Genomic DNA, 6,401 nt, shown 5'->3' with positions numbered 1-6,401 from the left:
CCGTCAGGTGTCAGCCGAGCGAGTCGAGGAGCTTCCCGGCATCGGTCAGAGCCTTCATCAGTGGCCGCCGATCCGAATTGTTGAACTGGTCTTCGCCGCCCACGTGCAGCCAGTGGGTGACCTCGCCTTGATGGGTCTGTTCCCCTGAGACGCTCACGCACACTCTGGCTACCTGCCAACGCTTTACTGTAAATGACCGACGGAACGAACCAGAGTGCCACTCCCACGGCTGACACTCGGTGGCGTACTTGGGTACTACCAGGTCACTGTAGGTCCATGACAAGCCGTACTGATCGCAACCCCTGTGATGAATCATTGGGACTCCTGTTTGCTGAATATTAACGGGCAATATATTTGGGATGCCGCCGTCATCACTGTAAACCCCTCGACGGCAGCCGTCCACAGGTCCAGTGCGGTGGGGTTATGCCGCTGGTCGACGGGCCGCGGCAATCCCGAATCGAGGTGCCCGTCGACCACGTCATGTGGAGTCCATGCGGAGTCATGCCGACACTGGTGATCCCTTTGCCGTGTCCCCACAGGCGCCATCACCGCAATCCCGTTGCGGCGGGAATTACTCGTTCAGGACATTGATGCTTCGGTGGCGAAAGCGTGGGTCGCGATAGCCCCGCAGCGGAGCGCTAGCCATCCGGAAACAATGTGGTTTCGACATTTGCTCGCTTAGCACACAACTACGCAACGGCCCGGTCACGAACTCTGTCTGTTCAGTAAGAATTGTGGAAACCCCCGCACATCGCTGTCATACTCGACAAATTGCCGGGTGGACTGGATCTTCCGGTGCTCGCCGATACGTGGGCGAAAGCAGCAGGAAGCCATATGAAGGACGCGCGATTAGTGAAATGCCGACGAGCGACCGGTTGTACGGCCGGAGCGCGATGACGGCGTTCGTAGAGCAGTCACCAGTCGTCGAGCCCACCGAATTCTCCGGTAATCAGCCGCGAGAGGGCAAGCGTCCGGCGCGGTGGTCGCTGTCGAATTGGCCCGTTCGCTGGAAAGTGTTCGCGATCGTCTTGGTGCCATTGCTGTTGGCCGGCGTATTCGGTGGTTTGCGGATCTCCGCGGGCTGGACGCAAGCAGGCGATCTGCGACTGGCCGCCGACCGCGCCGAGTTGGTGCCCTCCATCGAGAAGTACATGGCAGCCCTGGATGGCGCCATGTTGGCGAACTCCACCGGCGGCGACGCACAGGCGGCACTCACGGCCTTCGACACCAGCAAGCAGAACCTGCAGAGAGAGCTCGCTGGTACCGACGTCGTGCCCGACGTGCGCACGGGCGTTACCGGGCTGCTCGACGGCGGCCAGGCACTGCTTGACCAGATCACCGCCAACGGCATCGACCTGCGCGGCCGCATCACCGCCTACGCGCCGATCCTGTTGACCGCCGAGGACGTCGTCAACGGCTCGGTCCGCGTCGACGACGAGAAGATCCGCGCCGAGACGCTGGGCCTGAGCCGCGCGATCGGGGCCCGCGGGCAGATGATGATGCAGCAGCTGCTGGTCAACCTCGGCGGCGATCTTCCCGACCCCGAATTGCGCACGTCGATGATCACGCTGGCCGGCACCGAACCGTCGACCCTGTTCGGCATGGCGCAGGTGCTCGGCGTCGGCTCGCCAGACGCGCAGAGGCTGCAGCAAGAGATGGTCAAGCGGATGGCCATCATGTCCGATCCGGCCGTTGCGCTGGTCGGCAACCCCGATCTGACTCAGTCGCTGCAGGTCACCAATGAGATCGCCGCCAAGATCATCGGATCGACGACCACGTCGGTGACGGCTGCCGTCGAGGATCGGGCCAACGCCAAGCGTGCGGAGGCGATTCGCGACTCGTTGATCGTCGGCGGCGCGATCCTGTTGGCCCTCTTCATCGTGCTGCTCGTGGCGCGCACGCTGGTGCGGCCGCTGCGCGTGCTGCGTGACGGCGCCCTGAAGGTGGCCCACGAGGACCTGGCCCGCGAGCTCGAACGAGTGCGAACCGGCGGAGCGCCGGGTCCCGTCCGACCGCTGCCGGTGAACACCACCGAGGAGGTTGGGCAGGTCGCCCACGCCGTCGATGAACTGCACGAACAGGCGGTGTTCCTGGCAGGCGAGCAGGCGCGCCTGCAGTTGCAGATCGGCGACATGTTCGAGACGTTGTCGCGGCGCAGCCGCTCGCTCGTCGACCAGCAGCTGGGCGTCATCGACCGTCTCGAGCGCGACGAGGAAGACCCCGAGCGGCTGCAGAGCCTGTTCAAACTCGATCACCTGGCCGCCCGCATGCGCCGCAACGGCGCGAACTTGCTGGTGCTCGCTGGCTCGAAGGTGCCCCGCGAGCAGGCCGACCCGGTTCCGGTGGGCGCCCTGATCAACGCGGCGGCGTCCGAAGTCGAGGACTACACCCGGGTCGCCACGGCGACGGTGCCGGACAGCGAAGTGCATGGCGTCGTCGCGGGCGACCTGGTTCACCTCCTGGCCGAGCTACTGGACAACGCTCTGAGGTACTCGCCACCGATCTCGCAGGTGTGGGTGTCGGCGGTGCACACGGGCAACGGCGGTCTGGTCATCGAGGTCTCCGACCACGGCCTCGGCATGACGGACGCCGACCTGCGGGTCTCGAATACGCGTCTGCAGTCCGGCGGCGAGGTCAACCCGTATACCGCCCGCCACATGGGCCTCTTCGTGGTCGGCAGGCTCGCTGCCCAGCACGGTCTCGTCGTCCGGCTCCGCAGCACCGTTGCGGGCGAACCGAATTCGGGAACCACCGCGGGCGTGTTCATCCCGGCCGAACTACTTCTGTACGGTCCTGGCGGTCCCGAGCTCAGCGCTCCGGAATACAGCGCGCCCACCGAGTTCGCCGAGTACGGCCTGCCCGCGGACGAACACCCGGACCTGGTCGGCGCCTTCGGGTACGACGACGCCCCCCAAGCCGACCATCAGGCCGTGCCGGAATACCGCAACGGCCATGCGGACATCCCCGTTTCGCTACTGCCGCAACGAAACCCAGGTGCCAGCGGTATCTCGGACATTCCCTCCGCACCCATTGAGCCCGTCGGCGAATCCGCTGGCCAGTGGAGCGACGAGCAGGAGTGGCCGGAGGAGGAATGGCCCGCCGACTCGATGCCCGCGCAGACGCCCGTGGCCGGAGAGCCGCCGCGCTGGCGCCTGCCCGTCGAATCCTCCGAGCGTCCGGTTCCGACGGACACGTCGTCGTTCTTCGCGGCCAAGGCCGAAGCCGCAAGCCAGCCGCCCTTGGCGACCAATGGGATCCATCGGCCCGACGCCGACGGCGACCGCCAGCCTGCCGCTCACCCCGAGTCCGAACCCGCCCCAGCGGCCGAAGCCGGCGGTTCGATCTTCGAGAAGATGTTGTCCGAGTGGCTGATCGACGATCCCACCGAGCTGGCCAAGAGCACCGACCTGGACTGGCAGACTGTGTGGGACCAGGGCTGGTCGGCCGCGGCCGCCGCCGAGGAGGCACCCGTCGCCGAGCGCACCGAGCTCGGCCTGCCGGTGCGTCAGCCGGGTGCGCGTCTGGTGCCAGGCGCGGCGGGCAACGGCGAGAATGGTCACAATGGGCGCAACGGCGGCGCCCACCGGGGAGCGGACGCATCCGACGAGCCGGACGACGGTGGTGACTCCACGTTGGACACCGGGCCCATCCCGGTCCTGCGTGACCCCGAAGCAGTGCGCAGCAGCATCGGCAGCCACTTCGGCGGCGTGCATGCGGGCCGTTCGCACGCCCGTGACAGTGCACGCGAAGGTAGGGAGACAGACCGCGAATGACCCGTCCCACCCAGCGCGACTCCCTCGACTGGCTGGTGTCCAAGTTCGCCAACGAGGTGTCTGGTGTGTCGCACGCGATCCTGGTGTCCGCAGACGGCCTCCTGATGGCGGCCAGTGAGCACATGCCCGTGGAGCGGGCCGACCAGCTCGCCGCGGTGACGTCGGGGTTGGCCAGTCTGTCCGCCGGCGCCGCCCAACTCTTCGACGGCGGCAACGTGCTGCAGTCGGTGGTCGAGATGGAGAACGGCTACCTGCTGCTGATGCGCGTCGGCGACGGATCGAACCTCGCCACCCTGGCCACCAGGTCGTGTGACATCGGCCAGATCGGCTACGAGATGGCCATTCTGGTGGAGCGCGTCGGCACCGTGATCCAGTCGTCGCGCCGCACGGCTCAGCACTCGTGAACGACCATGGACTTTCCGCCGCACGACGCCTGGGAGCCCAGCGAACCCCTGGATGAGGTCAGCCTGGTCCGGCCCTACACGTTGACCGCGGGCCGGACCGTCTCGCGCGTCGACCTCCCGCTCGAGGCGCCGATCCGGACGCTGCCGTTCGCGCCAGCGCCCAGATGGCCTGGCAACGACGTCCGTGCCGAGATTCTCAGGCTCGGTGCGGCGAGTCCCTCCGTCGCAGAGATCGCGGCTCGCCTATCGTTGCCGCTCGGCGTCGCGCGTGTGCTGATCGGCGATCTCGTGACGCAGGGCTATCTTCGAGTAGACGCCACCTTGGGTGCGTCGGCGAGCACCGATGAACGACGCGAACTCATAGGGAGGACACTGCGTGGCCTACGGGCACTCTGAGAGACGGTCCGCCTCTACGAAGATCGTCATCTCCGGCGGGTTCGGGGCAGGCAAGACGACGTTCGTCGGCGCAGTGTCGGAGATCATGCCGTTGCGCACCGAGGCCATCGTGACGAAGGCCTCGGAGGGCTACGACGGCCTCGATGGCACGCCGCAGAAGAACACCACCACGGTGGCGATGGACTTCGGCCGCATCACCCTCGCCGATGACCTCGTCCTCTATCTCTTCGGCACACCGGGTCAGCGCCGGTTCTGGTTCATGTGGGACGACCTGGTTCGCGGCGCGATCGGCGCGATCATCCTGGTCGACGTGCGCAAGCTGGAGGACAGCTTCGCCGCGGTGGACTTCTTCGAGGCGCGCCGGCTGCCGTTTCTCATCGCGGTCAACGAGTTCGACGCCGGACCGAAGTATCCGCCGGACGCGGTGCGGAAGGCGTTGGCGCTGCGGGACCACATCCCGGTGATCAACGTCGATGCGCGCGACCGGCAATCGGCGCGGGCGTCGCTGATCGCCGTCACCGAGTACGCGTTGGCGAACCTCAGTTCGCTGCCCGGCTGACGGTGAGCGACTTCGACCAGGAGTGGGCCGACCGTGAGTACACCGGCCACGACTTCCGCGACGACGATCTTTCTCGGCTGCACACCGAACGCGTCGTCTTCACCGACTGCGACTTCAGCGGCGTGGATCTGTCCGAGTCCGAGCACCAGGGGTCGGCCTTCCGGAACTGCACCTTCCGGCGGACGTCGATGATGCACAGCGTGTTTCGACATTGCACGCTGCTCGGATCGGTGTTCACCGAATGCCGGTTGCGGCCCGTGACGATGGTCGAGGTCGATCTGACTCTCGCCGTTCTCGGTGGCTGCGACCTGCGTGGCATCGATCTCTCGGACTGCAGGTTGCGCGAGGCGAGCCTCGTCGGCACGGACCTGCGCAAGGCCGTGCTGCGCGGCGCTGACCTACGCGGGGCGCGGACGCAGAACACTCGCCTCGACGACGCGGATCTGCGCGGTGCGCTCACCGACCCGACGTTCTGGACGACGGCGTCGATCCGCGGCGCGAAGATCGACGTGAACCAGGCCTTCGGGTACGCCGCGGCGCATGGCCTGGACGTACACGGGGACTAGTCGCGAGCGTGCGCAGACTGCCATTGGACCCCGGCGTGTCGTGTGCAGACACGCGCGCTCGCGCAGGGATCTAGCCGGCCTTGAGGCGAATCTTGAAGCGCACGAAGCAGAGGTAGAACACCGACAGCGCGGCCATCATGGCCATGTTGAAAAGCCATGCACCCGACGTGTGCTTCCACAATGGGTCGTCGGGCAGGATCGGTGGCTTCACCATGTCGGTGACCCCCACCGTCGACGCCGTCGCCGCGAAGCCCCACCGGGCCGGTGTCACCCACGACATCTGGTCCAACGGGACGCGGCCCGTGACCGGAATCAGACCGCCGGAGAACACCAACTGCGACATGATCGCGACGACGAGCAGCGGCATGATCTGATCACTGGTCCTCGCCAGCGCCGACAGCGCGAGCCCGACCGTGGCCGCGCAGATGGTCGCGGCGGCCATGCCGAAGAACAGCTCGATCGCGGCCGACACGTCACCGCCGCCGAGTACCAACGGGCCGTTCTTGGGTAGCCCGACTCCGATGAGCGTGATGGCCGTGACGATGCCGGACTGCACGATCGCGAACACCGAGTAGATGCAGACCTTGGCCAGCAGGTAGGCGGTGGTGGACAGGCCGACCGCCTGCTCGCGCAGGAAGATCGGGCGTTCCCCGATCAGGTCGCGAACCGTCAGGGCGGTGCCCATGAAGATGGCGCCGACGTT

General features: G+C 66.7%; 6 protein-coding genes. 5 read left to right on the top strand and 1 reads right to left on the bottom strand.

The window, feature by feature from the left end:
• Window positions 1-893: 893 nt before the first annotated feature.
• The 5 genes from ACRDUX_RS14180 to ACRDUX_RS14160 are packed head-to-tail and all read left to right on the top strand — an operon-like array spanning window position 894 to window position 5,698.
• Window positions 894-3,773 carry a HAMP domain-containing sensor histidine kinase gene (locus ACRDUX_RS14180; RefSeq protein ID WP_526414665.1) on the top strand — a complete coding sequence of 960 codons (2,880 nt, stop codon included), beginning with the start codon at window positions 894-896 and terminating at the stop codon, window positions 3,771-3,773.
• Window positions 3,770-4,177, top strand: coding sequence for a roadblock/LC7 domain-containing protein (locus tag ACRDUX_RS14175; RefSeq protein WP_526414664.1), 408 nt, complete (start codon window positions 3,770-3,772; stop codon window positions 4,175-4,177). The genes ACRDUX_RS14180 and ACRDUX_RS14175 overlap by 4 nt, the downstream gene beginning before the upstream one ends.
• Before the next feature lie 6 nt (window positions 4,178-4,183).
• Window positions 4,184-4,573 (top strand): DUF742 domain-containing protein, encoded by a 390-nt coding sequence (locus ACRDUX_RS14170; RefSeq protein WP_526414663.1) that lies wholly within the window; start codon window positions 4,184-4,186, stop codon window positions 4,571-4,573.
• Window positions 4,554-5,132 carry a GTP-binding protein gene (locus ACRDUX_RS14165; protein WP_526414662.1) on the top strand — a complete coding sequence of 193 codons (579 nt, stop codon included), beginning with the start codon at window positions 4,554-4,556 and terminating at the stop codon, window positions 5,130-5,132. The genes ACRDUX_RS14170 and ACRDUX_RS14165 overlap by 20 nt, the downstream gene beginning before the upstream one ends.
• 2 nt (window positions 5,133-5,134) lie before the next feature.
• Window positions 5,135-5,698 carry a pentapeptide repeat-containing protein gene (locus ACRDUX_RS14160; protein WP_526414661.1) on the top strand — a complete coding sequence of 188 codons (564 nt, stop codon included), beginning with the start codon at window positions 5,135-5,137 and terminating at the stop codon, window positions 5,696-5,698.
• 70 nt (window positions 5,699-5,768) lie between these two features.
• Here ACRDUX_RS14160 and ACRDUX_RS14155 read toward each other — a convergent pair.
• A partial coding sequence (locus ACRDUX_RS14155) for an ABC transporter permease (protein WP_526414660.1) occupies window positions 5,769-6,401 on the bottom strand: 633 nt, incomplete at its 5' end.

It is taken from the genome of Mycobacterium sp. (assembly GCF_050701675.1).
Classification (GTDB): Bacteria; Actinomycetota; Actinomycetes; order Mycobacteriales; family Mycobacteriaceae; genus Mycobacterium.
The sequence above is the reverse complement of the archived record's forward strand: the minus strand, read 5'-3'. Positions and strand labels throughout refer to the sequence as shown.

Bases quoted from the DNA above. Each gene is read 5' to 3' on its own strand.
- ACRDUX_RS14180 (WP_526414665.1), top strand. From the start codon at position 894: ATGACGGCGTTCGTAGAGCAGTCACCAGTCGTCGAGCCCACCGAATTC.
- ACRDUX_RS14175 (WP_526414664.1), top strand. From the start codon at position 3,770: ATGACCCGTCCCACCCAGCGCGACTCCCTCGACTGGCTGGTGTCCAAG.
- ACRDUX_RS14170 (WP_526414663.1), top strand. From the start codon at position 4,184: ATGGACTTTCCGCCGCACGACGCCTGGGAGCCCAGCGAACCCCTGGAT.